This window comes from Mesorhizobium sp. AR10 (assembly GCF_024746795.1).
Classification (GTDB): domain Bacteria; phylum Pseudomonadota; class Alphaproteobacteria; order Rhizobiales; family Rhizobiaceae; genus Mesorhizobium.
On record NZ_CP080524.1, the window covers coordinates 5,365,270 to 5,390,075 of the forward strand.

The following is a 24,806-nucleotide window of genomic DNA, read 5'->3' on the forward strand; positions in this document are numbered from 1 at the left end:
ATTATTGCGTCTTCTTGATGAGGCAACCATGGCGCGCACGACCGGTTCCGATGGCGAGAAGACCGAAGCCGCAGTCCGTGAGGCGGCGGTCAGCCTGATCGCGCGCCTTGGCTACGAGGCGATGTCAATGCGCCAACTGGCTGCCGAGGTCGGTGTTCAGGCAGCAGCCCTCTACCGCTATTTTCCGACCAAGGAAGACCTGCTGTTCACCCTGATGCGCGAGCATATGGAGGGTTTGATCGAGACATGGGACGCAGCACGCCCAACCGCCGCCGATCCCACAAAGCGGCTAGCGGCCTATGTCGAGAACCACATCGCCTTCCATATCGGGCGCCGCCATTCCACCCATGTCTCGAACATGGAATTGCGCAGCCTTTCACATGAAAAACTGACGCAGATCCTGCGCATGCGCACGGCCTATGAGAAGGAACTGCGCGCCATCCTGCGTGATGGCGCGGAAGCAGGCGCCTTCGATGTCGACGACACCGGCCTGACCGCCATGGCGCTGATCCAGATGATGACCGGCGTCATCGTCTGGTTCCGGCCGGGCGAGCGGCTGTCGATCGCTGAAGTGACGGCGACATATCTTTCGATGACAATGCGCCTGGTTGGGGCGAAGATCGATATCGGGGAGGAACAGCATGTACACGCACACGCTCAGCTTCGGGCTTGACGAAGACATCGAGGCGCTTCGCGACCTGGTGCGCCGCTTCGCCCAGGAAAAGATCGCGCCGCTCGCCGCCGATATCGACCGCAACAACGAATTCCCGGCGCAGCTGTGGCGCGAGTTCGGCGCGCTCGGTCTGCTCGGCATCACCGCCGATCCTGAGTTCGGCGGCACCGGTATGGGCTATCTCGCCCATGTCATTGCGATGGAAGAGATTTCCCGCGCCTCGGCCTCGGTCGGCCTCTCCTACGGCGCCCATTCGAACCTGTGCGTCAACCAGATCAACCGCTGGGCGACGCCGGCGCAGAAGGAGAAATATCTCCCTGCTTTGTGTTCGGGCGAAAAGGTCGGCGCGCTGGCGATGTCGGAATCCGGCGCCGGCTCCGACGTCGTGTCGCTCCGGCTGCGCGCCGAAAAGCGTAACGACCGCTACGTGCTCAACGGCACGAAAATGTGGATCACCAACGGGCCGGACGCCGAAACGCTGGTGGTCTACGCCAAGACCGATCCGGAACGCCATTCGCGCGGCATCACCGCCTTCATCGTCGAAAAGGCTTTCGCCGGGTTTTCCGTGGCGCAAAAGCTCGACAAGCTCGGCATGCGCGGCTCCAACACCGGCGAGCTGGTTTTCGACAATGTCGAGGTGCCGTTCGACAATGTGCTGCATGAGGAAGGACGTGGCGTCGAAGTGCTGATGTCGGGCCTCGACTATGAGCGCACGGTGCTGGCCGGCGGCCCGATTGGCCTGATGGCGGCCTGCCTCGATGTGGCTATCCCTTACGTGCATGAGCGCAAGCAGTTCGGCCAGCCGATCGGCGAGTTCCAGCTGGTGCAAGGCAAGCTGGCCGACATGTATACGGTGATGAACGCGGCGCGGGCCTACGTCTATGCCGTCGCCGCCGCCTGCGACCGCGGCCAGACCACCCGCAAGGACGCCGCCGGCTGCGTTTTGTTTGCCGCCGAGAAGGCGACGCTGATGGCGCTCGACGCCATCCAGTTGCTGGGTGGCAATGGCTACATCAACGACTATCCGACCGGCCGGCTTTTGCGCGACGCCAAGCTCTACGAGATCGGCGCCGGCACCAGCGAAATCCGCCGCTGGCTGATCGGGCGGGAAATCATGGCGGAGGGGGTCTAGTGGGCGCGGGTTCGGACTTTTGTCGAACCTTCGTCGACCCGCTTGCGAGCGACTTCGGCAAGCGTGTCCGACACCCACTGATTGATCGATTTGCCGTCGCTGGCGGCGGCTCGACTGACAAGGTGATGGACTTCCGGCGTGGTGCGCAGAGCGAGTTTGCCCGAAAACGGTTTTTCCGGCTCCTTATTCTGTTCGGCGCAGAATTCGAGGTAGTCATCCACGCATTCATGAAAAGCCTTCAGCAATTCTTCCGCCGAATCGGCTTCATATGTGAAGATATCGCGAATGCCCATGATACGGCCGTGAAACACAACATCGTTTTCATCGAACTCGATCGTTCCCAGATATCCCTTGTAGGGCTTCATAGCTCAACACCTGAATCTATCAGGAAAGTCCTGATCTCTCGGATCACGTATGCTTTTGCATCAGGCGATGGATGCGGCCGATGCACGCGAAGCGTTATCCCGTTCAATGTGAAACGCACCCGCGATCCACGTCCTTCCGACACTCGCGCACCAAGCGCTACCAGCAATGCCTCGACATCGCGCCATTTGATCGAACCACTCACTGGATTCGAAATGGCGTCCAGTGTCTGCTTGTGTTTTCCGCGCATGATGACCTCCATGGAAAATGACCCGGCAAGGAGCGCCGAAATCCCAGTTGGCGGTCGCACGTCATGCGCGACGAAATTCAATCTTGATAGCAAAATATGATATCACATCGGATTTGTCAATGACCACCCTCGCCTCCCAGATCTCTCCCGCCTCCGAGACCTTCCGCGCCAATGCCGAGCGCATGCGGGGGCTGGTCGCCGACATTGCGGAAAAGGCGGCAACCGTCGAGCGTGGCGGCTCGGAGGAGGCGCGCGAACGCCACGTCTCGCGTGGCAAGCTGTTACCACGCGAGCGGCTCGCCCAGTTGCTCGACACCGGCTCGCCCTTCCTCGAAATCGGCCAGTTCGCAGCCTGGTCGATGTATGGCGAGGAGATCTCGTCGGCCGGGATGATCGCCGGCATCGGTCGCGTCGAAGGCACAGAGGTGATGGTCGTCGTCAATGACGCAACGGTGAAGGGCGGCACCTATTATCCGCTGACGGTGAAGAAGCATCTGCGCGCGCAGGAGATTGCGCTACAGAACAAATTGCCCTGCGTCTATCTGGTCGACAGCGGCGGCGCCAACCTGCCCAACCAGGACGAGGTGTTTCCCGATCGCGAGCATTTCGGCCGCATCTTCTTCAACCAGGCCAACATGTCGGCGGCGGGTATTCCGCAGATCGCCTGCGTCATGGGCTCGTGCACGGCGGGCGGCGCCTATGTGCCGGCGATGTCGGACGAGACGATCATGGTGCGCAACCAGGCGACCATCTTCCTTGGTGGCCCGCCGCTGGTGAAGGCAGCCACCGGTGAGGACGTCAGCGCCGAGGATCTGGGCGGCGCAGACGTGCACACGCGGCTTTCCGGCGTCGCCGACCACTATGCGCTGGACGACGAACATGCGCTGGCCATCTGCCGGCGCATCGTCAAAAACCTGAATCGGAACAAGATCGTAAGCCTGAACTTACAGAAGTCGATTCTGCCGCTTCATGATCCGCATGAACTTTACGGCATCGTGCCGACCGATCTGCGCCAGCCCTATGACGTGCGCGAGGTTATCGCGCGCGTCGTCGACGGCTCGGAATTCGACGAATTCAAACAGAACTACGGCACCACGCTGGTCACCGGCTTTGCCCATCTTCATGGCATACCGGTCGGCATCATCGCCAACAATGGCGTGCTGTTTTCTGAAAGCGCGTTGAAGGGCGCGCATTTCATCGAGCTGTGCTGCCAGCGCAAGATCCCGCTGGTCTTCCTGCAGAACATCACCGGCTTCATGGTCGGGCGAAAGTATGAGGCCGGCGGCATCGCCAAGGACGGCGCCAAGTTGGTGATGGCGGTCGCCACCGCCAAAGTGCCGAAGGTGACGATGATCATCGGCGGCTCGTTCGGCGCCGGCAATTACGGAATGTGCGGACGCGCCTATTCACCGCGCTTCCTGTGGATGTGGCCGAACGCCCGTATTTCGGTGATGGGCGGCGAGCAGGCGGCGACAGTGCTGGCCGTCGTCAAGCGCGAGGGCATCGAGCGCAAGGGCGGCGAATGGAGCGCGGAAGAAGAGGCGAAGTTCAAGAAGCCGATCCTGATGAAATACGAGCACGAAGGCCATCCGCTCTATTCCTCGGCACGACTGTGGGACGACGGCATCATCGATCCGGCCAGGACGCGTGAAGTGTTGGCACTGAGCCTCTCGGCAGCGCTCAATGCCGAAATCGAGGAGACACGGTTCGGCGTGTTCAGGATGTGAGATGAGCGAAATCGACCAGCGGATTCGCATTCATACCGGCGACATCACCAAACTCGCCGTGGATGCCATCGTCAACGCCGCCAACTCGTCGCTCCTGGGCGGCGGTGGCGTCGACGGCGCCATCCACCGGGCGGCGGGCCCAGAACTTCTGGTCGAATGCCGGACTCTGAACGGCTGCAAGGCCGGCGACGCAAAACTGACCAGCGGCTACCGGCTGCCGGCGCGCCACGTCATCCACACGGTCGGTCCGGTCTGGCAAGGTGGTGGCAAGGGCGAAGCCGAGTTGCTGGCCTCCTGCTATCGCCGCTGCCTCGAAATCGCCGCCGCCAGGGATTGCCGGACAGTGGCGTTCCCGGCGATCTCGACCGGCGTCTACCGCTATCCGAAAGATGAGGCGACGGCGATTGCCGTCAGCACCGTAAATGCCTTCATGAGCCGGAACGCGATACCGGAAACCGTTATCTTCTGCTGCTTCGACCAGCAAACATCGGAACTATACCAGCAGGCCGTTACTGCACTTGGCGGAGCCTAGACTGCATGGACAACACAATCCATCCACGTCTGCAAAAGCAATTTTCGGCGCTCAGGCTGGTGGTGCCGGAGAATGGGCGTTGTTGCCCATCCTGCATTTTGCAATGGGGATGGGGTAAAGATGAGACTGGAATATTCAGGGAAAACGACTGCGTCGCTGCTTGCAGGCTTGCTTATATTCGCGGCGCCCGGCGTCGGGATGGCGGAATCGCTGGCTGGGAAAGTCGGCGACAGCCGCTTCGTTGTCAATTTTCCACCAGGTTCGACGGGAGACTGCCCGAAGGCCTACAAGGACTATGTGGCGGCCAGCGGGCATTCGGCCTATGCAACGACGTTCTATTCGCGCGTGGTCGATCTCTACATCATTTGCGGCGCACGGCTGAACGCGCCGACCCAGAAGGCTGCGGAGGATCTGGCATTGCGATCCTGCCAGGCGGGCGTCAAAAGATGGAAGGTCAAGGTCGCCGGAGGAGGCTGCGGCATCGCCGCCTCCAAATAGGCTTCGATAGCCAACTCAACTCGAGCGCCTTGCCGGTAGAGCCCGAACCTCGCTTGCGGAGGCTGCATGTTCGCTAAAATCCTGATTGCCAATCGCGGTGAGATCGCTTGCCGGGTCATCCGCACGGCGCGCAAGATGGGTGTGCGCACCGTCGCCGTCTATTCCGACGCCGACGCCAAGTCGTTGCATGTCGCGATGGCCGACGAGGCAGTGCATATCGGCGCCTCGCCTGTCGGCGAAAGCTATCTGCGCGGCGACAAGATCATCGCCGCGGCGAAAGCGACCGGTGCTGAAGCTATCCACCCCGGCTACGGTTTTCTTTCGGAAAACCCCGACTTCGTCGACCAGGTGGTGGCGGCGGGGCTGATTTTCATTGGGCCGTCGGCCGCCTCGATCCGCGCCATGGGGTTGAAGGACGCGGCCAAGCGGCTGATGGAGAAGGCCGGCGTGCCGGTGGTGCCGGGCTATCACGGCGAGGCGCAGGAGATCGTGCTCTTGGCCTCCAAGGCGCGCGAGATCGGCTATCCCGTGCTGATCAAGGCGCGCGCCGGCGGTGGCGGCAAAGGCATGCGGCGTGTGGAGCACCCCGACGACTTTTCCGAGGCGCTGTCAGGCGCGCGGCGCGAGGCCAAGGCCGCCTTCGGCGACGACCGCGTGCTGGTCGAGAAATATGTCGACAAGCCGCGCCATATCGAGGTGCAGGTGTTCGGTGATATCTTCGGCAACGCCGTGCATCTTTTCGAGCGCGACTGCTCGGCGCAGCGCCGTCACCAGAAGGTGATCGAGGAAGCGCCTGCGCCTGGCATGACGCCGGCCTTGCGCAAGGCGATGACGGAGGCGGCGGTGAAGGCTGCCAAGGCGATCGCCTATTGCGGCGCCGGCACCATCGAGTTCATCGTCGATGCCTCGCAGGGGCTGAAGGCTGATCGCTTCTGGTTCATGGAAATGAACACTCGCCTGCAGGTCGAGCACCCGGTCACCGAAATGGTCACCGGCACCGACCTTGTCGAGTGGCAGCTCAGAGTTGCCTCAGGCGAAAAGCTGCCGAAGACACAGAGCGAGATCGCGCTCTCCGGCCATGCTTTCGAGGCGCGCATCTATGCCGAAGATGCGGCAAAGGGTTTCCTGCCGGCGACCGGCACGCTGCACCATCTGAAGTTTCCCGACATCGCACCCGAGGGCGCCACCATGCGCATCGAGACCGGCGTGCGGGCCGGCGATGCCATCTCGCCGTTCTACGACCCGATGATCGCCAAGCTGGTCGTCCACGCCAGCGATAGGCAGGCGGCGCTCGAAGCGCTTGAAACAGCGCTGTCGCAAACCGAAATCGCCGGTTCGACCGTCAACACCGCCTTTCTCGCCGCCCTTGCCGCGGACGCGGATTTTGTCGCTGGCGACGTCGACACCGGCCTGATCGGCAGGCATCGGGAAACATTGACCGCAGTTCCGCCGCCAACCGGAGAGATCGTTGCCGCAGCCGCACTTGCCGCCTCCGGCGCCAGTGAACTGCCGCCATCGGACGACCCGTGGTCGTCGCTTGCCGGCTATGCGCATTTCCACACCGTGGCGCGACGCACGCGGCTGAAATTCGGCGAGGAGGATATCGTTGCCCGGGTTTCGGTGCGGCCGGACGGTCGGTTCCAGATGGCGCTGGACACACCATATGACAGCGTCAATTCGCATGATCTTCGCACCGTCCCCCGCCTCGCCCGCTGGCCCGGCCACGTCACCGTGTTCGAAGGCGCCGTCGGCTACAACTTCGCCGTTTCGGACCCGCTGGCGCGGGCCGACGAGGCCGCTGCCAGCTCCGACAGCCTGCGCGCGCCGATGCCTGGCCTGGTCAAGCTGGTGCGCGCGGCAAAGGGCGATGTGGTGAGCAAGGGCCAGCCGCTGCTGATCCTGGAGGCGATGAAGATGGAGCACACGATTTCCGCAACCCATGACGGGGTGATCGCCGAGATCGCAGCCGAGGGCGCGCAGGTCACCGACGGGACGGTGCTGGTGCGCTTTGCCGAGGAAGCAGCGTAGGTGGCTTTTCCCTAAATAGGGGAGCAGGAATGCCGCGCCGTCGAAACTCGAGGAGATAGCGAGCGGCAAGGCACAGGTTAGAGCCCCAGCGGCCCGGTGTCCTGGATGTTGTGTACCCCTCAACGACACCGGGCCTTGCCGGCCACAGTGAAGTGAGAAGATGCCGGCACGCCAAGATACTTATGCTACTGCTAATGTAATCGGAACACAGCCATAAGGCGAGGCATTGGGCTAACCGCACTTACCCGCAACATGCGCTTTCCGGATGGCATCCAACTCTCCCCTTCATCCTGGCCGAGACTGCCCGCCTCGGCGGGTTTTTGTTGGTCATGACAACGATCTGAATACGAGCCGGATAAAGAAAAAACTTCAATGTTTTCAAATGAAAATGGCCGGGACAAGCCCGGCCATCTTTGGATGCCGCTCGGTGACGCCGGCTATCAGGGCTGGATCGGCGCGTATTTGCCGTCGTGCCACTGGTTGATGTCATAGCTGGCGTTCTTGAGGTCGCCCTTCTCGTCGAAGGTGACCGAACCGACCACGGTGCTGATCGGCTGGCCGTTCTTCAGCGCTTCGGCGACCTTGGCCGGATCGTCGCTGCCGGCGCGCTTGATGCCCTCGGCGAAGGCCTGGATCACGGCATAGGAGAACAGCGTGAAGCCCTCCGGTACGAAGCCGCCCGCCTTGATCTTGGCGATGGCTTCCTTGGCTTCGGGTTTGGCCTGCGGATCCGACGGGAAGACGAACATGGTGCCCTCGCCGGCCGGGCCGGCAACCTGCCAGAATTCCGGCGAGGCGATCGAGTCCGGCATGATCAGCTGGAACTTGACGCTCTGCTCGGCCGACTGACGCAGGATCAGGCCGGCCTCGGGATGATAGCCGCCGAAATACACGACATCGGCCTTCAGCTCCTTGAGCTTGGTGACCAGAGCCGAATAGTCCTTGTCGCCGGCATTGATGCCTTCGTAGAGAACTTCGTTGAGGCCGCCGGCATTCATCGTTGCCTTGACGGCATCGGCCACGCCTTGCCCGTAGGCGCTCTTGTCATGCAGGATGACGACGTTCTTGCCGGCATATTTCTTGGCGATCCATGGACCGATGAAGGCGCCCTGCGCATCGTCGCGCGTGTAGAGACGCATGATCGTCGGCCAGCCGGCCTTCGCCGCCGCATCGGTCAGCACAGGATTGGAAGACGCCGGGCTCATCATCAGCGTACCGGCTTCGGCGTAGACGGCGGAAGCCGGAATGCTCGACCCCGAGCAGGCATGGCCATCGACGAACTTGGGTGCCGTTGGCGACGATGCGGTTGGCAACCGAAACCGCCTGTTTGGGATCGCACTGGTCGTCCTGGACGTCGAGCTTGATCTGGCGACCTTCGACGCCGCCCGCCGCATTGATCGCGTCGACGGCGGCTTGCGCCCCTTGCTTGAACTGGTCACCGATTGTGGCCAACTGTCCCGTCATCGGTCCGACCACCGAAAAGGTGATGTCATCGGCGAAGGCGACCGGCGCGCTCATCATCAGGCCAAATATGGCCGCGTTCAAAATACTCAATTTTTTCATGGCGATGGAACTCCTCCCAGTCTCGCGCAGCCGTTCCGGCCGCGCTTCTTTCAGAGGGCGGGACAATTTCATCCTTCACCGGATATGTCTTGGCGCATCGGCAGCGCTCGATTGGGCCTGTGACGCAACCGGAAAGCCAAAAGCCGCGCCGGCCTTGTTCCGGCCGGTCGCGGCTTTTGCCTGTCGAGCTTTCCCCAGCGCCCCCGCGCCACGGAAGCCCGCTCGCTTCCCTGTCTCGCGCGGCTTGGCCAATTTTGCCTGCCGCATTCTTGGTCTTGTCCCTGGCGGGCCGGCTGTCTTGCGCAGCCTTGACCCGAAGCGTTCCTGCCTCAGTGTCCCCTTGGAGTGGGGACCCCAGAAAACTCAGTGCATCGTCATCCATTCGCGGGCTTCGCGCAGCGCCCTGGCGATCTCGACCTTCGACATGGCAGCCGACAGTTCCGAGCGCAGTTCGGCGGCGCGGACCGAGCCCTTGATCGCGGCGATGTTGAACCATTTGTGGGCGGCGACGACGTCGGTCTCGCAATCGCGGCCCGTCGCATACATCATGCCCAGTTCGAAAAGAATGTCGGCCTGGGCAGTTGCACCCATGGCGCCGAAGCCGGCTTCAAGCATTTCAAAACGTGCCATTTTAGTCCCCTGTTCTGGCTCCCGAGAGCTGCCTCCTTCTGTCCCTTGGTGTCCCTAGGGGAGCCGCTCTTTCGATGCCTCCGAGAATGCAGCGGAGGCTTGAATCCGTCGTTAAATGGCGTGCTTAATTTGAGGAAAACAAAGCTAAAACAAGAGGTAAACGCGAAAATTCGTTAAGGATACAAAGCCAGCTGTCGCGCCGTTTCGCGCAAAATTTGAAGAAAATTTGCGAGGTGCGGGTCAAGACTCCGCTAACCACGGCAGACAAAGGCAGCATGGTGATCGTTTCATTTCGGGCTGAAATCAACGGTCGGGGCCGCCATAAATCGTGAAACCTTCCGTGGCGGCACCGCTTTTGTTTTGCCAGGAGCTGGACTAGCTTACGTTTGCGTAAGGGGCAGACAGGGACGGAACACCCCGCAACCCATAGGGAGGACATACATGTTTCGAAAAGTGAGCTTGGCCCTCTCGGCCACAGTGATGATGGCCGGGGCGGCATGGGCCGACCCGATCGAAGGCAACTGGAAGACGCAGGCCGGTTCCACGGCGGAGATCGCCGGCGGCGGCTCGTTTTCCATCACGCTCAAATCCGGCAAACATGCCGGCAAGAACATCGGCTCGTTCAAGGCGGCAGGCGCCAACAAATACACCGGCACCATAACCGACCCGGACACCGACAAGACCTATTCCGGCAAGGCGACGCTTTCAGGCACCTCGCTCAAGATGAGCGGCTGCGTGCTCGGCGGTCTGATCTGCAGGAGCCAGACCTGGCACAAGCTCTGATCATTTGCATTTCAACGACATGAAGACGGGGCCTTCGGAGGCCCCGTTTTCGTTTGCGTCAGCTGTCGTGGTCGATGAGACCGGACATGCGGGCTTACGTTTACCCGGCGGACAGCAGAGGTCAAAACACCGTCAATCAGTTTGAACCGCAGATGAACGCCGGCATCAGAGCCGGTTCAGTTGCATCAGGGCATTCTTGTGCGTGTTGAAGGAGACACCACGCAATGCTCGCCCGCCGCTTCACCATCGTCTGCCTGCTGATGAGCCTGTTCGGTATGTTCTTCGCCATCCTCGTCGCCGAAGCCGGTCGCCCGGCTCGCTCCTGGGATGTAGCCAATTCCAACGCCTGCCGGTTCGGTTGTCCGAACCACCTTCGCAACTGAACCCGACAGACACCCTAGAAAAAGCAAAAGCCATGAACCGCATCGCCGCCAACGCCCTCAAGACCCTTCGGCTCCTGCCGCGGGCGGCGCTCATCCTGACGCTGCTTGCAGCGCCGGTTCTGGCCGTGCCGATGATGCGCGCCGATGCCGGCTCGACGATCGAGGCGCCGGCTATGAAGAAGAACGGCGTTGGCTTCGTGCTGCTGGTCAGCCTGCAACGCGGGTAAGAAGGCAAAAAGAGAAAAAACGTCGCTTTGGCCGGGTTCGGCCGCCATACCCCTCCCAACCGCACGTCCAAGTCTCTATATTGAGCCATGGAAAAGCGAATCTATCCCCAAGCTATCGAATCTGTCGTCATGCCGGAGCCTTTTGGCCGGCAAAGTTTCAATGATGCCAAAAAAGCCGTCGCTGCGTTGCAGGTCCTCTACGACCGCAATACCAAATTCCTGCGCGACTCGTTTGCAGCACTCGCCGCAGCAGGCGGCGACAACAGCAAGCGCTACCGCGCCTTCTATCCCGAGATCGGCGTCACCACGAACTCGTTCACCCAGATCGACTCGCGGCAGGCCTATGGCCACATGCCGACGCCGGGGCATTTCTCGACCACCATCACCCAGCCTGCCTTGTTCGAAAGCTATCTCACCGAACAGCTGCGCCTGATCATGCGCAACCACGGCGTTGCGGTCACGGTGTCGGAATCGACCACGCCGATTCCGCTGCATTTCGCCTTCCTCGAAGGCACGCATGTCGATGGTGCGGCAGCCGAGCGCATCAAGCGGCCGATCCGCGACCTGTTCGATGTGCCGGATCTCGACGGCACCGACGACCAGATCGCCAACGGCACATTCGAAGTGGCTTTCGGCGAAACACGCCCGCTGGCACCGTTCACGGCGCAACGCATCGACTATTCGCTGCACCGGTTGTCGCACTATACAGCGACCACGCCACAGCATTTCCAGAACTTCGTACTGTTCACCAACTACCAGTTCTATATCGATGAATTCGTCGCCCGCGCCCGCGACCTGATGGCGAAGGGCGGCGGCGGATATGCGGAATTCGTCGAACCGGGCAACGTCGTCACCAAGGCCGGGCAAAGCGCGCCCAGCGAAGGTGTGGCGGCGCCGCGGCTGCCGCAGATGCCTGCCTATCACCTGAAGAAGCCGAACCATGGCGGCATCACCATGGTCAATATCGGCGTCGGCCCCTCCAACGCCAAGACGATCACCGACCATATAGCGGTGCTCAGGCCGCATGCCTGGCTGATGCTCGGCCATTGCGCCGGCCTGCGCAACACCCAGGCGCTGGGCGACTATGTGCTGGCGCATGCCTATGTCAGGGAGGATCATGTCCTCGACGACGACCTTCCGGTCTGGGTGCCGATCCCGCCGCTGGCCGAGATCCAGGTAGCGTTGCAGGAAGCGGTCGCCGAGGTCACCGGCCTGTCAGGCTACGATCTCAAGCGCATCATGCGCACCGGCACCGTCGCCACCATCGACAACCGCAACTGGGAACTGCGCGACCAGCGCGGGCCGGTGCAGCGGCTGTCGCAGTCGCGCGCGATCGCACTCGACATGGAATCGGCGACGATCGCGGCCAATGGCTTCCGTTTCCGGGTACCCTACGGCACCCTGCTTTGCGTTTCCGACAAGCCGCTGCACGGCGAACTGAAGCTCCCCGGCATGGCGACCGAGTTCTACAAGCGGCAAGTGGCGCAGCATTTGACCATCGGCATCAGGGCGATGGAGAAGCTCGCCGAGATGCCGATGGAGCGGCTGCATTCGCGCAAGCTGAGAAGCTTTTCGGAGACGGCGTTCCAATAGAACCGACGGGACATTTCGCCATCTTGATTGGGCCGTATTTCTGGCGATAACGACACGAGATGGCAGGCGTTCGAAACATGATGGCTTCGGTGGCATTCCTCGCAATGCTTGCCTGCTCGGTCGGTCTGGTGGCCGGGTTTTTCGGCTTCCTGCACCCTGCTTTTGATTCCTTCGCGCATTTCCGCGTCCATCTGGCCGTGCTGATGGCGCTTTGCGCGCTGCCGCTGCTTGCCACCTCGTTTCGCCTGCAGGCGGCCGTAGCCTTGCTTTTTGCAGTGGCTGCCTTCGCCACCACGTTGAACGCACTGCCGCGGCTGTGGCCGGTCCAGGCGGCCAATGAACCCAAGCCTGGCGACCAGATGGTCTACAGCCTGCTGCAGATGAATTTGCGCTTCGACAATCCGACGCCGAAGAAGGTGCTGTCGCTGATCGGCCGGACCAATCCCGACGTGATCACCCTGGACGAAGTGTCAGCGATGTGGACGACCGAGCTTGGCTATATCAGCAGCGCATATCCATACCGGATCCTCTGTCCCTACCCCAACGGCATGTTCGGCGTCGCGCTGCTCTCGCGGCGACCCTTTGCCGCCGGCACCGAACCGCGTTGCGAGCGGCGCGGCGCGATGGCGATAGCGACCGTCGACTTCGGTGGCATTGGCGTCGATGTCGCCGCGATTCATCTCAGCTGGCCGTGGCCACGCGAGCAGTACTGGCAGATCGGTGAGCTTGCGCAATCGCTCTCCTCTCTCGGCGAGACGGCCATCATGGCGGGTGACTGCAACGCCGTGCCGTGGAGTGCGGCCGTCCGGCGCGTCGCTTCGCTCGGAAAGCTGACCATCATGCCGTCGGCCGGACCGACCTGGCTCTATATCAAGCTGCCGGATTTCCTGCGGCGCTTCGCCGGACTGCCGATCGACCAGGTGTTCAGCAAGGGCGCTATCATGATCCACTCGGTCGCGAGGATGGAGGACACCGGCTCCGACCACCTGCCGGTGTTGGTGGAGTTCTCGCTGCCGTCGCAAGAAAAGAAGCCGGTCGAAGAGGACGTAACCGCAACCGTATCCCTGACCCAGGCCAGCAGGACGCGCGGCTGAAATTTCCAAAGCGCGTCGCGTGGAGACGTATCCAGTCGCCGCGCTTCAAGTCTTTGTTTTTATGCATGTCGTTATCCCAAAAACCGCTGCGCGCCCTCGGGTCAAGCCCGAGGGCATGCTTTTGGGCGACATGCATTAGCGCTTGCGTATCAGAGCATTGACGAGGTGCTCGACATGGCCACCGTCGCGATGCTCGCGCGCGTCGAAGGCGTTCTGCTTCGCCTCGTATTCGGCATAGATGGCGCTGATCCGGCGCTTGGCCTCGCGGCGCGTCCTGCTGCACAACAAGTTGTCGGCAAACGCCAGGCCGGTGATCGATTTCCCGGTAGCCCGCATCATTTCCCTGGCGATGCGGCCATGGGTGTGTTCATGGGCACGGGTGCCGGCGAAAAACCGCTTCCAGCGCTTTTGCAGCGCCGGCGTTATGGCTGAGGCCATGTGAGGAAAGGTGTAGGTGATTTCGAGCGTTCCATCGGCCTGACGCAGGCGACAGACGCCATCCTCGCGGCTGATATTGATGTCCCAATTGGCGACATAACCAGTCTGGGCGATGGCGCGCGTCATGAAGCCTTGCTTCGGCCCCTTGCGATCCATGGCCTCGACCAGGGCTTTGCCCGTGGTTCCGGTGATGTCGTAGGTCCGCTCCCTGACCAGCACCTTGATGCCGGCGGATGCCGGCGCTGCGTGGGCGCACAGTGCGCCGGCCGCCACAAGGCATGTCAGAATTGCCAGCCGCATCATCACCTCTCCACACGCAGAGGTCAGGGAAACACAAGCGCGAGGCAGTTTCAACAGGCCCGTGCGGCTCACATGTTCTGGTACACCGGGCCTTCGCCGCCTTGTGGCGGCACCCAGTTGATGTTCTGGTTGGGGTCCTTGATGTCGCAGGTCTTGCAGTGGACGCAGTTCTGCGCGTTGATGACGAAGCGCACATCCTTCGCCGTAGGGTCGGCGGCAGCGTTGCCATCCTTGTCGACCCATTCGTAGACGCCGGCCGGACAATAGCGCGTCGAGGGCCCGGCAAAGATGTCATGTTCGGAGCGCTTCTGCAGATCCATGTCGGCAACCAGCAGGTGCACCGGTTCGTTTTCCTCGTGGTTGGTGTTGGACAGGAACACCGAGGACAGCCGGTCGAAGGTCAGCACGCCGTCCGGCTTGGGATAAGCGATCTTGCTGTGCTTGGCAGCCGGCTCCAGCGTCGCGTAGTCGGCCTTGCCGTGCTTCAGCGTGCCGAAGGGCGAGAAGCCGAACAGCGTGTTCAGCCACATGTCGAGGCCGCCGATGCCGACGCCGATGATGGTGCCGAAACGTGACCACAGCGGCTTGACGTTGCGGACCTTCTTCAAATCCTTGCCGATATCGGTCGCCCGCCATGCCGCCTCGTAGGACGCCAGTTCGTCATTGGCACGGCCGGCACCGATCGCTTGCGCGACATGCTCGGCCGCCAGCATTCCGGAGAGCACGGCGTTGTGCGAGCCCTTGATGCGCGGCACGTTGACGAAGCCGGCCGCGCAGCCCATCAGCGCACCGCCGGGGAAGGACAGTTTCGGCACCGACTGCCAGCCGCCTTCGGTGATGGCACGCGCGCCATAGCCCAACCGCTTGCCGCCCGCGAAGGTGCCGCTGATTGCCGGATGGGTCTTGAAGCGCTGGAATTCCTCGAAAGGCGACAGATAGGGGTTCTTGTAGTTGAGGTGGAGGACGAAGCCGACCGCCACCATATTGTCCTCGAGATGGTAGAGGAAGGAGCCGCCGCCGGTCTTCATGTCGAGCGGCCAGCCAAAGGAATGCTGCACCAGGCCCGGTCTGTGGTTCTCCGGCTTGACCTGCCAGAGTTCCTTGAGGCCGATGCCGTACTTGCCCGGCTCACGGCCATCGGAAAGATTGTATTTGGCGATCAGTTGCTTGGAGAGCGAACCGCGCGCGCCCTCGCCGATCAGCACATATTTGCCCATCAGCGCCATGCCCGGCGCAAAGCCCGGGCCGTGCGTGCCGTCCTTCTCGACGCCCATGTCGCCGGTGACGACGCCGGTGACGGCGCCAGCGTCATTGTAGATGAGACCGGCCGCGGCAAAGCCCGGATAAATCTCGACGCCCAGCGCCTCGGCCTTGGTCGCCAGCCAGCGGCAGACATTGCCGAGCGAGACGATGTAGTTGCCGTGATTGTTCATCAGCGGCGGCATCAGGAAATTGGGCAGGCGGAACGACCCGGCCGGGCCGAGGACCAGGAAATGGTCTGCGGTGACCGGCGTCTTGAAAGGATGGCCCTCCTCCTCGCGCCAGCCCGGCAACAGGCGGTCGATGCCGATCGGATCGACGACGGCGCCGGACAGGATGTGGGCGCCGACTTCGCCGCCCTTTTCCAGGACGACCACGGAAAGCTCGGGATTGACCTGCTTGAGACGGATCGCGGCGGCCAACCCCGCCGGGCCGGCGCCGACGATGACCACGTCGAATTCCATGCTCTCGCGTTCGATGTCGCTCATCAACCCCTCACTGGCTTGCCGCGTTTACGCATTGTGCTGGCTCCTGCGCTGCATAGCGCATCAATTCGCGACGGGAAACCGGCGCTGACGTGACAATGCCGATTTCGACAAAAAGTCGCGGATAGGATCCGTTTTGCGCCCGCCTGGACGCAATGCCCACATTTTAATTGTTCGACGGCTTGCTTATCGGCCATACTTCGCGCCATGCGCACTCCTGGGCCATCCGGCTTTTCATCGACGCGCTTTTTTTCCACGCCCGGCCGGATTTGCCGCGCGCTTCTTTTGGCCCTTCTCCTGGCGCCGGTCGACGTCCACGCCGAGCAGGTGAAGGTGTGGGCGGCCGGCGCCTATTCCTTCTCGGACGAACTTGGCGGCTTCCGCATCACCGGGGCTTCAGGCGTCGGGACAAAGGAAGATCCGCTCGTCATCACCGAAGAGCTGAATTCTTCGACGCCGGTGACGCTGACCATTCGCACGACGAAGCCGATCCAGCCATTCGGCACGGCCGGCGAATTCGCCAATGGCCTCATGTATGTGCGCATCGACATTCTCAACAACAGCGGCCAGGCCTGGGTCGAGTTCCAGTTCGAGCTGCAGGAGATCCTCGACCGGCCGAGCGTGTTCGGCGACGGCCTGTCGTTCGACCAGCGCAACAAGACACCCGACAATATCTGGTCGAGCAGCTTTGCCGATTTCGACCGCGATTTCGAACCCTATGACCGGCTGCTGTTCAAGAACGGCAAGATCGATCCGCTGAAGACGGCGAATTTCTACTTCATGATCACCGACTACACGCCGCGCTGGACATTCTATCTGGTGCAGGACCCGCGCATACCGACAGGGTGAACTTGCGAGCTGAACTTGCAAATTTCCGCTGCGCGGCCGAATGTGAAAACATGACTGCCGCTTCCCGAAACAACCAACCCGACCTGCGCGACCTGCTGGCTTTCTATGCCAGCGCGGGCGTCGATGAGGCGCTTGAAGAGGCGCCAGTGAACAGGTTTGCCGAGGCTGCCCCCAGGCCGGCGGAACGCGCGCCTGCGACAACCGCGCCGTCTCCGCCGACTGGCGAAAGCGCGGCGCCACAACGCTCGACGAGCTTCTCACGCGCCGAAACCGGCGAAAGGCCAAATGCGGCACCGGCGGCGCGCGCACCGTCCGCCACCGCGACGGTGCCCGACGAGGCTCAAGCGGCCCTGGCGCGGCAGCTGGCGGCGACGGCGGCTACCCTTGACGAGCTTCGCCAGCACATGGCGGCATTCGACGGCTGCAACCTCAAATTCACCGCCAAGAACCTGGTGTTCGCCGACGGCAATCCTGACGCCGCGGTGATGCTGGTCGGCGAAGCACCCGGCCGCGACGAGGATATCGAAGGATTGCCCTTCGTCGGCCGCTCGGGTCGGTTGCTCGACCGCATGCTGGCCGCCATCGGCCTTGACCGGACTTCGGTCTACATCGCCAATGTCATTCCCTGGCGGCCGCCGGGCAACCGCACGCCAACGCCGCACGAGACCGAGATCTGCCGGCCGTTCATCGAACGGCAGATCGAACTGGTCAATCCGAAGGTTCTGGTCAATCTGGGCGGTCCCTCGGCAAAGACCTTGCTCAACACCACCGAAGGCATTTTGCGGCTGCGGGGCAACTGGCGCGTCCACACCACGGCGTCCGGCACCGCCATTCCCGCCATGCCGACACTGCATCCGGCCTATCTGCTCCGAACCCCGGCGCACAAGAAGCTGGCGTGGCGGGATTTCCTCGAAGTGAAGGCGAAGCTGCGGGCGCTGGGCTGAGGTTCGTGGCGCGCCTGCGTTATGACCTCACAGGTAATGGAAATGCGATCGCTGCCGGCATAGTCTGCCGCCATGACATCAGCACAGACCTCCGCCGGCAGCCTCATTCGCGAATGGCGCACGCGCCGGCGCATGTCGCAGCTCGACCTCGCCATGGAAGCCGAGATCTCGCAGCGGCACCTGAGTTTCGTCGAAAGCGGCCGCGCCGCACCGTCGCGCGACATGGTGCTTCATCTGGCCGAGCAGCTGTCGATTCCGCTGCGGCAGCGCAACCAGCTGCTGCTGGCCGCGGGCTTTGCCCCGAGCTTCGGCGAGCGCTCGCTCAGCGATGCCACACTGGCGCCGGCGATGGCTGCCGTCGAGATCGTGCTTAGGGGGCATGAGCCGTTCCCGGCGCTTGCCGTCGACCGGCATTGGAACCTGGTTTCGGCCAATGCGGCGATCGGCCCGTTCCTGGCCGATGTCGCTGAGGCCTCCCTGCTGGCGCCGCCGGTCAACGTGCTTCGTCTCAGCCTGCATCCAGGCGGCATCGCGCCGCGCATCGTCAACCTGGGGGAATGGCGCGCCCATCTGCTCGACCGGCTGAAGCACCAGAACGACGCCTCCGGCGACCCCGTGTTGGTCGAACTGGAGCGCGAGCTGCGGACCTACCCGTCCGGCCTTAGAGGTAGCCGGCCGGTACCGGTCGAGCCGAACGCGATCGTGCATCCGCTGCGGCTTGCGCATGGCGATGCGGTGCTGTCGTTCATCAGCACCATCACCGTGTTCGGCACACCGCTCGACGTGACGCTGTCGGAACTGGCGATCGAATCCTTCTTCCCCGCCGACGAGCAGACGCGGACTGTGCTGGTGCGATTGGCGAAGGAGCGGGCCGATCTGTCGTGATCACCCTTGTGGCGGGGCTGCCTTGCGGGTGCGGGTGCGCTCAAGGCCAAGCTGGCGCTCGCGCCAGATGATGAAGATGCCGGCGGCGACGACGATCAGGCCGCCGACAAGCATGTTGAGCGTAGCGACATCGCCAAAGACGAGATAGCCGACGACGACGCCGAGGATCATCGAGGTGTATTCAAACGGCGCCACGACCGAGGCTTCGGCATGACGATAGGCGGCCGTCATCAGGATCTGGCCCAGCCCGCCGCAGAAGCCTGCGGCAATCAGCAGACCCGCCTGCAGTGGTGTCAGCGCCTGCCAGCCGAAGGGCAGCGACAACAGCGCGACGACGCTTGCCGTTACCGAAAACCACAACACGATGGTCGCCGTCCGCTCGCTCTGGACGAGGTTGCGCACCAAAAGCATGGCCACGGCAGAGATCGCCGCCGCGACAAGGGCGGCGATGACGCCGAGCACCTCCTGGTCGTCGAGTGCTGCGCCAGAGCTCAACAGAGTCAGTTCCGGCCATGAGATGATCAGCACGCCGATCAGGCCGACCCCGACCGCGCTCCAGCGATAGACGCGGATGGCTTCGCCGAGGAAGATCGAACTGAACACTACGACCAGCAGCGGCTGCGCATAGTTCAGCGTGATCGCCTCCGGCAGCGGCAGCCGCGTCAGCGCGAAGAAGCCGAGGCCCATGGCGCAGACGCCGACAATGCCGCGCGCAATGTGGTTGAGCGGCCGTTTGGTCGAGAACGCGGTGCCGAGTTTTCCCTGGAAGGCGAGGAAGACGATGATCGGAAAGATGGCAAAGAAGGAGCGGAAGAAGACGATCTGCCCGGCAGGCACCGTACCCGCCGCCTTGATGCAGGACGCCATGCCTACGAAAACCGCCACCGACACGATCTTGAGCATGATCCCGGTGAGCGTGTTGTGCCCGCCGGCATGAATTGTGGCGTTCACTTCGAGCCTGATCCGACCATGATCTTTTCCGAAAACCGGCTTCCACTTTTCGCTGTCGCGGACCTTCGGTTCGGGATCATGGTCTGGCCGCTGCTTGTATCGTCGCCCAGATGCGCGCCGGCGTCGCCGGCATGTCGATGTGTTTGACGCCATAGGCGCGGTAAAGCGCATCGGTCACTGCGTTGAGTGCCGACGGCGTTGCGCCGATCGTGCCGGCCTCGCCCGCCCCCTTGATGCCCAGCGCATTGGTGGTCGAGGGCACGTTGCGGGTCTCGAAATGGAAGAACGGGAAATCGTCGGCGCGCGGCATGGCGTAGTCCATGAAGCTCGCCGTCAACAATTGTCCATCCTCGCCATAGATCGTGTCCTCGGTCAGCGCTTGGCCGATGCCCTGGACAACGCCGCCATGCACCTGGCCGGCCAGCAGGATCGGGTTCACCGTGACACCGAAATCATCGACGATGGTGTAGCGGACAATCTTGGTCGTGCCGGTGTCGGGATCGATTTCGACCTCGCAGATATGGGTACCGTTCGGATAGGTGCATTCGTCCTGGACGAATTCACCGAAGCCCTTGAGATCATCCGGGTTCCTGGCGGCCTTGGCGATGCTGGCAAAATCGATCGTGCGGTCGGTGCCGACGATGCGGGCAACGCCATCGGACAGTTCGATGTCGCCGGCCGAGGCTTCCAGTTCATCGGCAGCGATGCGCTTGATCTTGTTGGCCAGATCCTCGCCCGCGCGAGAAGCTGATACGCCGCCGAGAGGGATCGAGCGCGAGCCGCCGGTGCCGCCGCCGTCCTTCAGCTCGTCCGTGTCGCCCTGGCGGACATGGATCTTGTCGATGTCGAGATTGAGCTTTTCCGAGAGGAACTGCGCATAGGCGGTCGCATGCCCCTGCCCGTTGGTCTGGGTGCCGATCTTGAGCGTCACCGTGCCGTCGCCGTTCAGTTCGACAAAGGCAGGCTCCGAACCCGGAAAGGCGCAGGCTTCGATATAGGTCGCCATGCCGATGCCGCGGATCTTTCCATCAGCTTTCGACTGTTCGAGCCGCTTGGGAAACACCTTCCATTCGGCTTGTTCGATGGCGCGGTTCATGTGCCCCTCGAATTCGCCGGTGTCGTATAGGCGACCAGTCTGGGTGCGATAGGGGAACTGCTCAGGACTGATGAAATTGCGCCGGCGGATTTCTTCCACCGGGAGGCCCATGTCGCGGGCGCAGGCGTCGACAAGCTTTTCCAGCAGGAACGCCGCTTCCGGACGGCCGGCGCCGCGATAGGCATCGACCGGGCAGGTGTTGGTGTAAAGACCGGTCACCGAGACGTCGATCGCCCTAATGTCATAGACGCCGGTCGACATGGTGACGCCGATATAGGGAATGAACGGGCCGTATTGCGAGACATAGGCGCCGATGTTGGCGAGCAGATCGACCTTCATGCCGAGGAAACGGCCGTCCTTGTCGATCGCCATTTCGGCAGTCACGACATTGTCGCGGCCTTGCGCATCGGTGAGGAAATGCTCGGTACGATCGCCCGCCCATTTGACCGGACGGCCAAGGCGCCTGGCGGCCTCAAGCACCAGCGGATGCTCGCGATAGACGAAGCTCTTCGGTCCAAAGCCACCGCCGACATCCGGCGTGATGACGCGCAGCTGGTCTTTCCTGATCTTGAACAAGCTGGTCAGGATGTACTGGATCGAATGCACACCCTGCGAGCCCGTGGTCAGCACGAAGCGGTTCTCGTCGGCCTTCCATTCGCCGATCGCCGAGCGCGGCTCCATGTAGTTGCAGACCAGCCGGTTGTTGACGAATTCGATGCGGCTGACATGAGCCGCCTTGGCGAATGCCGTGGCGGTTTTGGCCTTGTCGCCGATGTGGTAGGCGAAGGCGCGGTTGGAGCCGAGTTCCGGCCAGACCAGCGGCGTGCCTTCGGCCAGCGCCGTGGCCGTACCGGACGCGGCATCCTCGCCATCGTAATCGACATCGATCAGTTCGGCCGCGTCCTGCGCCTGCGCGCGGCTGTCGGCGACGACGAAGGCGACAGCGTCGCCGACATAGTTGACCCGGTCGCGGCAGAGGATCGGAATGTCGCGGGTCGGCGCCTTGGTGCCGTCCGGCTGCCGCTGCATGACGTCGGATTTGAGATTGCCAAGATGAGCGAGATCCGCACCGGTCAGCACCAGATGAACACCGGGCGCAGCCTTGGCCGCGTCGGTCGAACCGATGGTGAAGCTTGCCTTGGCCACCGGTGAGCGCAAGACATAGCCGTGCAGCACACCTGCCGGCTGAATGTCATCGGTATAGCGGCCCTCGCCCTTGAGGAAGGCCCGGTCTTCACGACGCAGCACAGAAGCGCCCATGCCGAATTTCGGTGTGACTACGGTCATGCATGCCTCGTGATGATGGGAAAACGAACGCCTGAAATAGGCATTGCCGCAGTTTTGTCGAGGGACCGTTTCGTGTAAAGAGCGCGGACTTGAAATTTTTTGGACCAGCGGAGCCGTCTGCCGCGCCGGAAACGACAGGAAAACCTAGGGAATGCGCACCGATACCGGCCAGGTCTTCAAGCTCGAAGACTATCGCTCCACTGATTATCTCATTCCGGAAACCAGCCTGACCTTCCGCCTTTCGCCAGGAGCAACGCGCGTTACCGCCGTGCTGACGGTCGAGCGCCGCGACAGCGTTGCGACATCAGCGCCGCTGGTGCTTGACGGCGATGGGCTGACGCTCTGCCGCATCGCCATCGACGGCCAAGAACTCGCGCCGGCGGATTTTTTCGCCACGCCCGACCAGCTGACCATCACCACACCGCCGGCGGCATCCCGCTTCCAGCTGCTCATCGAAACCGAGCTGGCGCCGGCGCAAAACGAAGCCCTGATGGGCCTCTATCGCTCCAGCAACGTCTATTGCACGCAATGCGAGGCCGAAGGCTTTCGCCGCATCACCTATTTTCTCGACCGCCCCGATATCCTGTCCGTCTACACGGTCCGCATCGAAGCGCCGCGTCACGAGGCGCCACTGCTCCTGTCCAACGGCAACCCGGAGGATAGCGGCGCGCTTGCCGACGATTGGCATTATGCGGTCTGGCACGACCCCTTCCCCAAGCCGTCCTATCTGTTCGCGCTGGTGGCGGGCGCGCTTGGCAAGGTCGCCGACAGTTTCGTCACCCAGTCCGGCCGCGATGTCGAGCTCGGCATCTATGTCGAGCCCGGCAAGGAACGGCTCGCCGGCTACGCCATGGATGCCCTGAAGCGGTCGATGAAATGGGACGAGGAGGCATTCGGCCGCGAGTACGACCTCGACGTGTTCAACATCGTCGCCGTGTCCGATTTCAACATGGGCGCCATGGAGAACAAGGGCCTCAACATCTTCAACGACAAATATGTGCTGGCCGACCAGGAAACCGCGACGGACGCCGATTTCGCCAATATCGAGGCGATAATCGCGCATGAGTATTTCCACAATTGGACAGGCAACAGAATCACTTGTCGTGACTGGTTCCAGCTTTGCCTGAAGGAAGGGCTGACGGTCTTTCGCGATCACGAATTCTCCGCCGACCAGCGCTCGCGGGCGGTGAAGCGCATCGCCGAAGTGCGCACGCTGCGCGCGCACCAGTTTCCCGAGGACCAGGGGCCGCTGGCCCATCCGGTGCGGCCGCGCCGCTACCGCGAGATCAACAATTTCTACACGGCGACGGTCTACGAAAAGGGCTCGGAAGTGGTGCGCATGATCCGCACCATTCTCGGCGCCGAAACGTTCCGCGCCGGCATGGACCTCTATTTCGAGCGCCATGACGGCGAGGCGGCGACGATCGAGGACTTCGTCAAGGTGTTCGAGGATGTTTCCGGCCGCGACCTGTCGCAGTTTTCGCTCTGGTACCATCAGGCGGGTACGCCCAACCTGACCGTCAGTTCGACGCACAATGCGACAACGCAGGAATTCACCCTTGAGATCGAGCAGTCGGTGCCGCCAACGCCGTCCGAAAGCCGCAAGCGGCTGATGCATATTCCCCTGGCCTTTGGCCTGGTCGGCGCCGATGGCAAGCCGGTCGCCTATAACGGCGTCGAGGGCGCCAGCGTCGAGGACGGCGTCATCCATATCCGCAAGCGCCGGCACATGGTGCGCTTTTCGGGCGTCACCGAACGCCCGGCGGTGTCGCTCAACCGCGGTTTCTCGGCGCCAATAACGCTTTCGGTCGAGCAGAAGGCCGACGACCAGTTCTTCCTGGCCGGCCACGACAGCGACGCCTTCTCGCGCTGGCAGGCGTTCAACACGCTGTTGACGGATGCGCTGATTGCCGCCTTCCGCCAGACCCTTGGCGGCAAGCCGCCGGTTTTCACCGCGCGGCTGACCGAGCTTGCCGGCAAGATCGCCGGTGACGAGACGCTCGAGCCGGCCTACCGGGCGCTGGCGCTGGCACTTCCCGGCGAGTCCGATATTGCCCGCGACATCGGCAAGATCATCGACCCCGATGCCATTTTCTCGGGCCGCGAGGCACTGTCGATCGCGATCGCCAAGGCCAACCGGGAGACATTCTCCAGCCTCTACGATCGCCTTGCCACCGATGGCCCGTTCAGTCCGGACGCGGCGAGCGCCGGGAAGCGGGCGCTGCGCAACATCCTGCTGGATTATCTCAGCGTGCTCCCCGGAGGTGCTGCGCTTGCCGCCGGGCATTTCCAGGCCGCAACCAACATGACCGATCGCGCCGCGGCGCTCACCGTGCTTGCGCACCGCCATCGCGGTTCGCCCGAAGCGATCAAGGCGCTGGCCGGCTTCGAGGCGAAATATGGGTCCGATCCGCTGGTCATGGACAAGTGGTTCCAGATCCAGGCCAGCGTGCCCGGTCCGCAAACCGTCGATGCGGTGCGCGCGCTGACCAATCACCCGGCTTTCTCGATGGCCAATCCGAACCGGGTGCGCTCGCTCATCGGCACGTTCTCCAGCGCCAACCAGACCGGCTTCCACCGCGCCGATGGCGAAGGCTACCGGTTCTTTTCGCAGACCGTGCTGGAAGTCGAAAAACGCAACCCGCAGGTGGCGGCAAGGCTGGCAACGGCGCTGCGATCATGGCGCTCGCTTGAGCCCGTCCGCCAGGCCAAGGCCAGGGAAGCCCTGCTTTCGATCGCCAATGCCGAAAACCTGTCGGCCGATTTGCGCGACATTGTGGAGCGGACGTTAGCGTAAGTGCGCAATGTCCCCCTTGTTGCAGCAGCTTCGGCGTT

The 24,806-nt window shown here is 62.6% G+C and carries 22 protein-coding genes and 1 pseudogene; 15 read left to right on the forward strand and 8 right to left on the reverse strand.

Features of this window, described 5'->3' with window-relative positions; translation table 11 throughout:
• Window positions 1-28: 28 nt before the first annotated feature.
• Together LHFGNBLO_RS29865 and LHFGNBLO_RS29870 are read left to right on the forward strand one after the other, a co-directional pair.
• A complete protein-coding gene (locus LHFGNBLO_RS29865) occupies window positions 29-673 on the forward strand; it encodes a TetR/AcrR family transcriptional regulator (protein WP_258603167.1) in 645 nt (214 codons plus the stop codon).
• Window positions 642-1,805, forward strand: a complete 1,164-nt coding sequence (locus tag LHFGNBLO_RS29870; protein ID WP_258603168.1) for an isovaleryl-CoA dehydrogenase — start codon at window positions 642-644, stop codon at window positions 1,803-1,805. The genes LHFGNBLO_RS29865 and LHFGNBLO_RS29870 overlap by 32 nt, the downstream gene beginning before the upstream one ends.
• On the opposite strand, the gene LHFGNBLO_RS29875 is transcribed toward LHFGNBLO_RS29870, so the two are convergent.
• Both LHFGNBLO_RS29875 and LHFGNBLO_RS29880 read right to left on the reverse strand, forming a co-directional pair.
• Window positions 1,802-2,170 carry a type II toxin-antitoxin system HicB family antitoxin gene (locus tag LHFGNBLO_RS29875; protein ID WP_258603170.1) on the reverse strand — a complete coding sequence of 123 codons (369 nt, stop codon included), beginning with the start codon at window positions 2,168-2,170 and terminating at the stop codon, window positions 1,802-1,804. The two genes, LHFGNBLO_RS29870 and LHFGNBLO_RS29875, sit on opposite strands and share 4 nt — an antisense overlap.
• Entirely contained in the window at window positions 2,167-2,418 is a 252-nt protein-coding gene (locus tag LHFGNBLO_RS29880; protein WP_258603171.1) for a type II toxin-antitoxin system HicA family toxin, read from the reverse strand. The genes LHFGNBLO_RS29875 and LHFGNBLO_RS29880 overlap by 4 nt, the downstream gene beginning before the upstream one ends.
• A 119-nt stretch (window positions 2,419-2,537) precedes the next feature.
• Between LHFGNBLO_RS29880 and LHFGNBLO_RS29885 the strand changes: the two genes are divergently transcribed.
• From LHFGNBLO_RS29885 to LHFGNBLO_RS29900, 4 genes are all read left to right on the forward strand, one after another.
• The gene (locus tag LHFGNBLO_RS29885) at window positions 2,538-4,145 is read left to right on the forward strand and encodes a carboxyl transferase domain-containing protein (protein WP_258603173.1); all 1,608 of its coding nucleotides are present in this window, start codon (window positions 2,538-2,540) and stop codon (window positions 4,143-4,145) included.
• Between the two features lies 1 nt (window position 4,146).
• Entirely contained in the window at window positions 4,147-4,677 is a 531-nt protein-coding gene (locus LHFGNBLO_RS29890; protein ID WP_258603181.1) for an O-acetyl-ADP-ribose deacetylase, read from the forward strand.
• Window positions 4,678-4,797: 120 nt separating this feature from the next.
• Complete coding sequence (locus LHFGNBLO_RS29895; RefSeq protein ID WP_258609960.1) at window positions 4,798-5,175, forward strand: hypothetical protein; 378 nt, start codon at window positions 4,798-4,800, stop codon at window positions 5,173-5,175.
• Window positions 5,176-5,241: 66 nt separating this feature from the next.
• Window positions 5,242-7,203 (forward strand): acetyl/propionyl/methylcrotonyl-CoA carboxylase subunit alpha, encoded by a 1,962-nt coding sequence (locus LHFGNBLO_RS29900; RefSeq protein ID WP_258603183.1) that lies wholly within the window; start codon window positions 5,242-5,244, stop codon window positions 7,201-7,203.
• A gap of 440 nt (window positions 7,204-7,643) precedes the next feature.
• Here LHFGNBLO_RS29900 and LHFGNBLO_RS29905 read toward each other — a convergent pair.
• Window positions 7,644-8,766: pseudogene (locus tag LHFGNBLO_RS29905) on the reverse strand (branched-chain amino acid ABC transporter substrate-binding protein).
• A 363-nt stretch (window positions 8,767-9,129) separates the two neighbouring features.
• Window positions 9,130-9,396 (reverse strand): sel1 repeat family protein, encoded by a 267-nt coding sequence (locus LHFGNBLO_RS29915; protein WP_006331108.1) that lies wholly within the window; start codon window positions 9,394-9,396, stop codon window positions 9,130-9,132.
• Between the two features lie 441 nt (window positions 9,397-9,837).
• On the opposite strand from LHFGNBLO_RS29915, the gene LHFGNBLO_RS29920 reads away from it, so the two are divergent.
• The 5 genes from LHFGNBLO_RS29920 to LHFGNBLO_RS29940 all read left to right on the forward strand — a co-directional run bounded on the left by LHFGNBLO_RS29920 (window position 9,838) and on the right by LHFGNBLO_RS29940 (window position 13,476).
• Window positions 9,838-10,179: a DUF2147 domain-containing protein gene (locus LHFGNBLO_RS29920; protein WP_258603194.1), complete on the forward strand. Its 342-nt coding sequence runs from the start codon at window positions 9,838-9,840 to the stop codon at window positions 10,177-10,179.
• Window positions 10,180-10,403: 224 nt separating this feature from the next.
• Window positions 10,404-10,562 (forward strand): hypothetical protein, encoded by a 159-nt coding sequence (locus LHFGNBLO_RS29925; protein ID WP_258603196.1) that lies wholly within the window; start codon window positions 10,404-10,406, stop codon window positions 10,560-10,562.
• A 32-nt stretch (window positions 10,563-10,594) separates the two neighbouring features.
• The gene (locus LHFGNBLO_RS29930; protein WP_258603198.1) at window positions 10,595-10,789 is read left to right on the forward strand and encodes a hypothetical protein; all 195 of its coding nucleotides are present in this window, start codon (window positions 10,595-10,597) and stop codon (window positions 10,787-10,789) included.
• Between the two features lie 87 nt (window positions 10,790-10,876).
• A complete protein-coding gene (locus LHFGNBLO_RS29935) occupies window positions 10,877-12,382 on the forward strand; it encodes an AMP nucleosidase (RefSeq protein ID WP_258603200.1) in 1,506 nt (501 codons plus the stop codon).
• A 77-nt stretch (window positions 12,383-12,459) separates the two neighbouring features.
• Window positions 12,460-13,476, forward strand: coding sequence for an endonuclease/exonuclease/phosphatase family protein (locus LHFGNBLO_RS29940; RefSeq protein WP_258603203.1), 1,017 nt, complete (start codon window positions 12,460-12,462; stop codon window positions 13,474-13,476).
• 135 nt (window positions 13,477-13,611) lie between these two features.
• On the opposite strand, the gene LHFGNBLO_RS29945 is transcribed toward LHFGNBLO_RS29940, so the two are convergent.
• Both LHFGNBLO_RS29945 and LHFGNBLO_RS29950 read right to left on the reverse strand, forming a co-directional pair.
• Window positions 13,612-14,214 (reverse strand): DUF922 domain-containing protein, encoded by a 603-nt coding sequence (locus LHFGNBLO_RS29945; RefSeq protein ID WP_258603209.1) that lies wholly within the window; start codon window positions 14,212-14,214, stop codon window positions 13,612-13,614.
• A 68-nt stretch (window positions 14,215-14,282) separates the two neighbouring features.
• Window positions 14,283-15,962, reverse strand: a complete 1,680-nt coding sequence (locus LHFGNBLO_RS29950) for an electron transfer flavoprotein-ubiquinone oxidoreductase (protein WP_258603213.1) — start codon at window positions 15,960-15,962, stop codon at window positions 14,283-14,285.
• Window positions 15,963-16,166: 204 nt separating this feature from the next.
• Between LHFGNBLO_RS29950 and LHFGNBLO_RS29955 the strand changes: the two genes are divergently transcribed.
• The 3 genes from LHFGNBLO_RS29955 to LHFGNBLO_RS29965 all read left to right on the forward strand — a co-directional run bounded on the left by LHFGNBLO_RS29955 (window position 16,167) and on the right by LHFGNBLO_RS29965 (window position 18,637).
• Window positions 16,167-16,808 (forward strand): hypothetical protein, encoded by a 642-nt coding sequence (locus LHFGNBLO_RS29955; RefSeq protein ID WP_258603215.1) that lies wholly within the window; start codon window positions 16,167-16,169, stop codon window positions 16,806-16,808.
• Between the two features lie 50 nt (window positions 16,809-16,858).
• Window positions 16,859-17,752: a uracil-DNA glycosylase gene (locus tag LHFGNBLO_RS29960; RefSeq protein ID WP_258603218.1), complete on the forward strand. Its 894-nt coding sequence runs from the start codon at window positions 16,859-16,861 to the stop codon at window positions 17,750-17,752.
• 72 nt (window positions 17,753-17,824) lie between these two features.
• Window positions 17,825-18,637, forward strand: a complete 813-nt coding sequence (locus LHFGNBLO_RS29965) for a helix-turn-helix domain-containing protein (RefSeq protein ID WP_258603219.1) — start codon at window positions 17,825-17,827, stop codon at window positions 18,635-18,637.
• On the opposite strand, the gene LHFGNBLO_RS29970 is transcribed toward LHFGNBLO_RS29965, so the two are convergent.
• Both LHFGNBLO_RS29970 and LHFGNBLO_RS29975 read right to left on the reverse strand, forming a co-directional pair.
• Window positions 18,638-19,540: a DMT family transporter gene (locus LHFGNBLO_RS29970; protein WP_258609962.1), complete on the reverse strand. Its 903-nt coding sequence runs from the start codon at window positions 19,538-19,540 to the stop codon at window positions 18,638-18,640. It lies immediately after the preceding gene.
• 124 nt (window positions 19,541-19,664) lie between these two features.
• Window positions 19,665-21,971 (reverse strand): xanthine dehydrogenase family protein molybdopterin-binding subunit, encoded by a 2,307-nt coding sequence (locus LHFGNBLO_RS29975; protein WP_258603225.1) that lies wholly within the window; start codon window positions 21,969-21,971, stop codon window positions 19,665-19,667.
• Window positions 21,972-22,122: 151 nt separating this feature from the next.
• Here LHFGNBLO_RS29975 and pepN point away from each other — a divergent pair, with 151 nt between their 5' ends.
• Window positions 22,123-24,768 carry an aminopeptidase N gene (pepN, locus tag LHFGNBLO_RS29980; RefSeq protein ID WP_258603226.1) on the forward strand — a complete coding sequence of 882 codons (2,646 nt, stop codon included), beginning with the start codon at window positions 22,123-22,125 and terminating at the stop codon, window positions 24,766-24,768.
• Window positions 24,769-24,806: the final 38 nt, after the last annotated feature.

Coding starts and splice junctions, on each gene's coding strand:
- LHFGNBLO_RS29865 (WP_258603167.1), top strand. CDS start 29: ATGGCGCGCACGACCGGTTCCGATGGCGAGAAGACCGAAGCCGCAGTC.
- LHFGNBLO_RS29870 (WP_258603168.1), top strand. CDS start 642: ATGTACACGCACACGCTCAGCTTCGGGCTTGACGAAGACATCGAGGCG.
- LHFGNBLO_RS29875 (WP_258603170.1), bottom strand. CDS start 2,170: ATGAAGCCCTACAAGGGATATCTGGGAACGATCGAGTTCGATGAAAAC.
- LHFGNBLO_RS29880 (WP_258603171.1), bottom strand. CDS start 2,418: ATGCGCGGAAAACACAAGCAGACACTGGACGCCATTTCGAATCCAGTG.
- LHFGNBLO_RS29885 (WP_258603173.1), top strand. CDS start 2,538: ATGACCACCCTCGCCTCCCAGATCTCTCCCGCCTCCGAGACCTTCCGC.
- LHFGNBLO_RS29890 (WP_258603181.1), top strand. CDS start 4,147: ATGAGCGAAATCGACCAGCGGATTCGCATTCATACCGGCGACATCACC.
- LHFGNBLO_RS29895 (WP_258609960.1), top strand. CDS start 4,798: ATGAGACTGGAATATTCAGGGAAAACGACTGCGTCGCTGCTTGCAGGC.
- LHFGNBLO_RS29900 (WP_258603183.1), top strand. CDS start 5,242: ATGTTCGCTAAAATCCTGATTGCCAATCGCGGTGAGATCGCTTGCCGG.
- LHFGNBLO_RS29915 (WP_006331108.1), bottom strand. CDS start 9,396: ATGGCACGTTTTGAAATGCTTGAAGCCGGCTTCGGCGCCATGGGTGCA.
- LHFGNBLO_RS29920 (WP_258603194.1), top strand. CDS start 9,838: ATGTTTCGAAAAGTGAGCTTGGCCCTCTCGGCCACAGTGATGATGGCC.
- LHFGNBLO_RS29925 (WP_258603196.1), top strand. CDS start 10,404: ATGCTCGCCCGCCGCTTCACCATCGTCTGCCTGCTGATGAGCCTGTTC.
- LHFGNBLO_RS29930 (WP_258603198.1), top strand. CDS start 10,595: ATGAACCGCATCGCCGCCAACGCCCTCAAGACCCTTCGGCTCCTGCCG.
- LHFGNBLO_RS29935 (WP_258603200.1), top strand. CDS start 10,877: ATGGAAAAGCGAATCTATCCCCAAGCTATCGAATCTGTCGTCATGCCG.
- LHFGNBLO_RS29940 (WP_258603203.1), top strand. CDS start 12,460: ATGATGGCTTCGGTGGCATTCCTCGCAATGCTTGCCTGCTCGGTCGGT.
- LHFGNBLO_RS29945 (WP_258603209.1), bottom strand. CDS start 14,214: ATGCGGCTGGCAATTCTGACATGCCTTGTGGCGGCCGGCGCACTGTGC.
- LHFGNBLO_RS29950 (WP_258603213.1), bottom strand. CDS start 15,962: ATGAGCGACATCGAACGCGAGAGCATGGAATTCGACGTGGTCATCGTC.
- LHFGNBLO_RS29955 (WP_258603215.1), top strand. CDS start 16,167: ATGCGCACTCCTGGGCCATCCGGCTTTTCATCGACGCGCTTTTTTTCC.
- LHFGNBLO_RS29960 (WP_258603218.1), top strand. CDS start 16,859: ATGACTGCCGCTTCCCGAAACAACCAACCCGACCTGCGCGACCTGCTG.
- LHFGNBLO_RS29965 (WP_258603219.1), top strand. CDS start 17,825: ATGACATCAGCACAGACCTCCGCCGGCAGCCTCATTCGCGAATGGCGC.
- LHFGNBLO_RS29970 (WP_258609962.1), bottom strand. CDS start 19,540: ATGCTCAAGATCGTGTCGGTGGCGGTTTTCGTAGGCATGGCGTCCTGC.
- LHFGNBLO_RS29975 (WP_258603225.1), bottom strand. CDS start 21,971: ATGACCGTAGTCACACCGAAATTCGGCATGGGCGCTTCTGTGCTGCGT.
- pepN (WP_258603226.1), top strand. CDS start 22,123: ATGCGCACCGATACCGGCCAGGTCTTCAAGCTCGAAGACTATCGCTCC.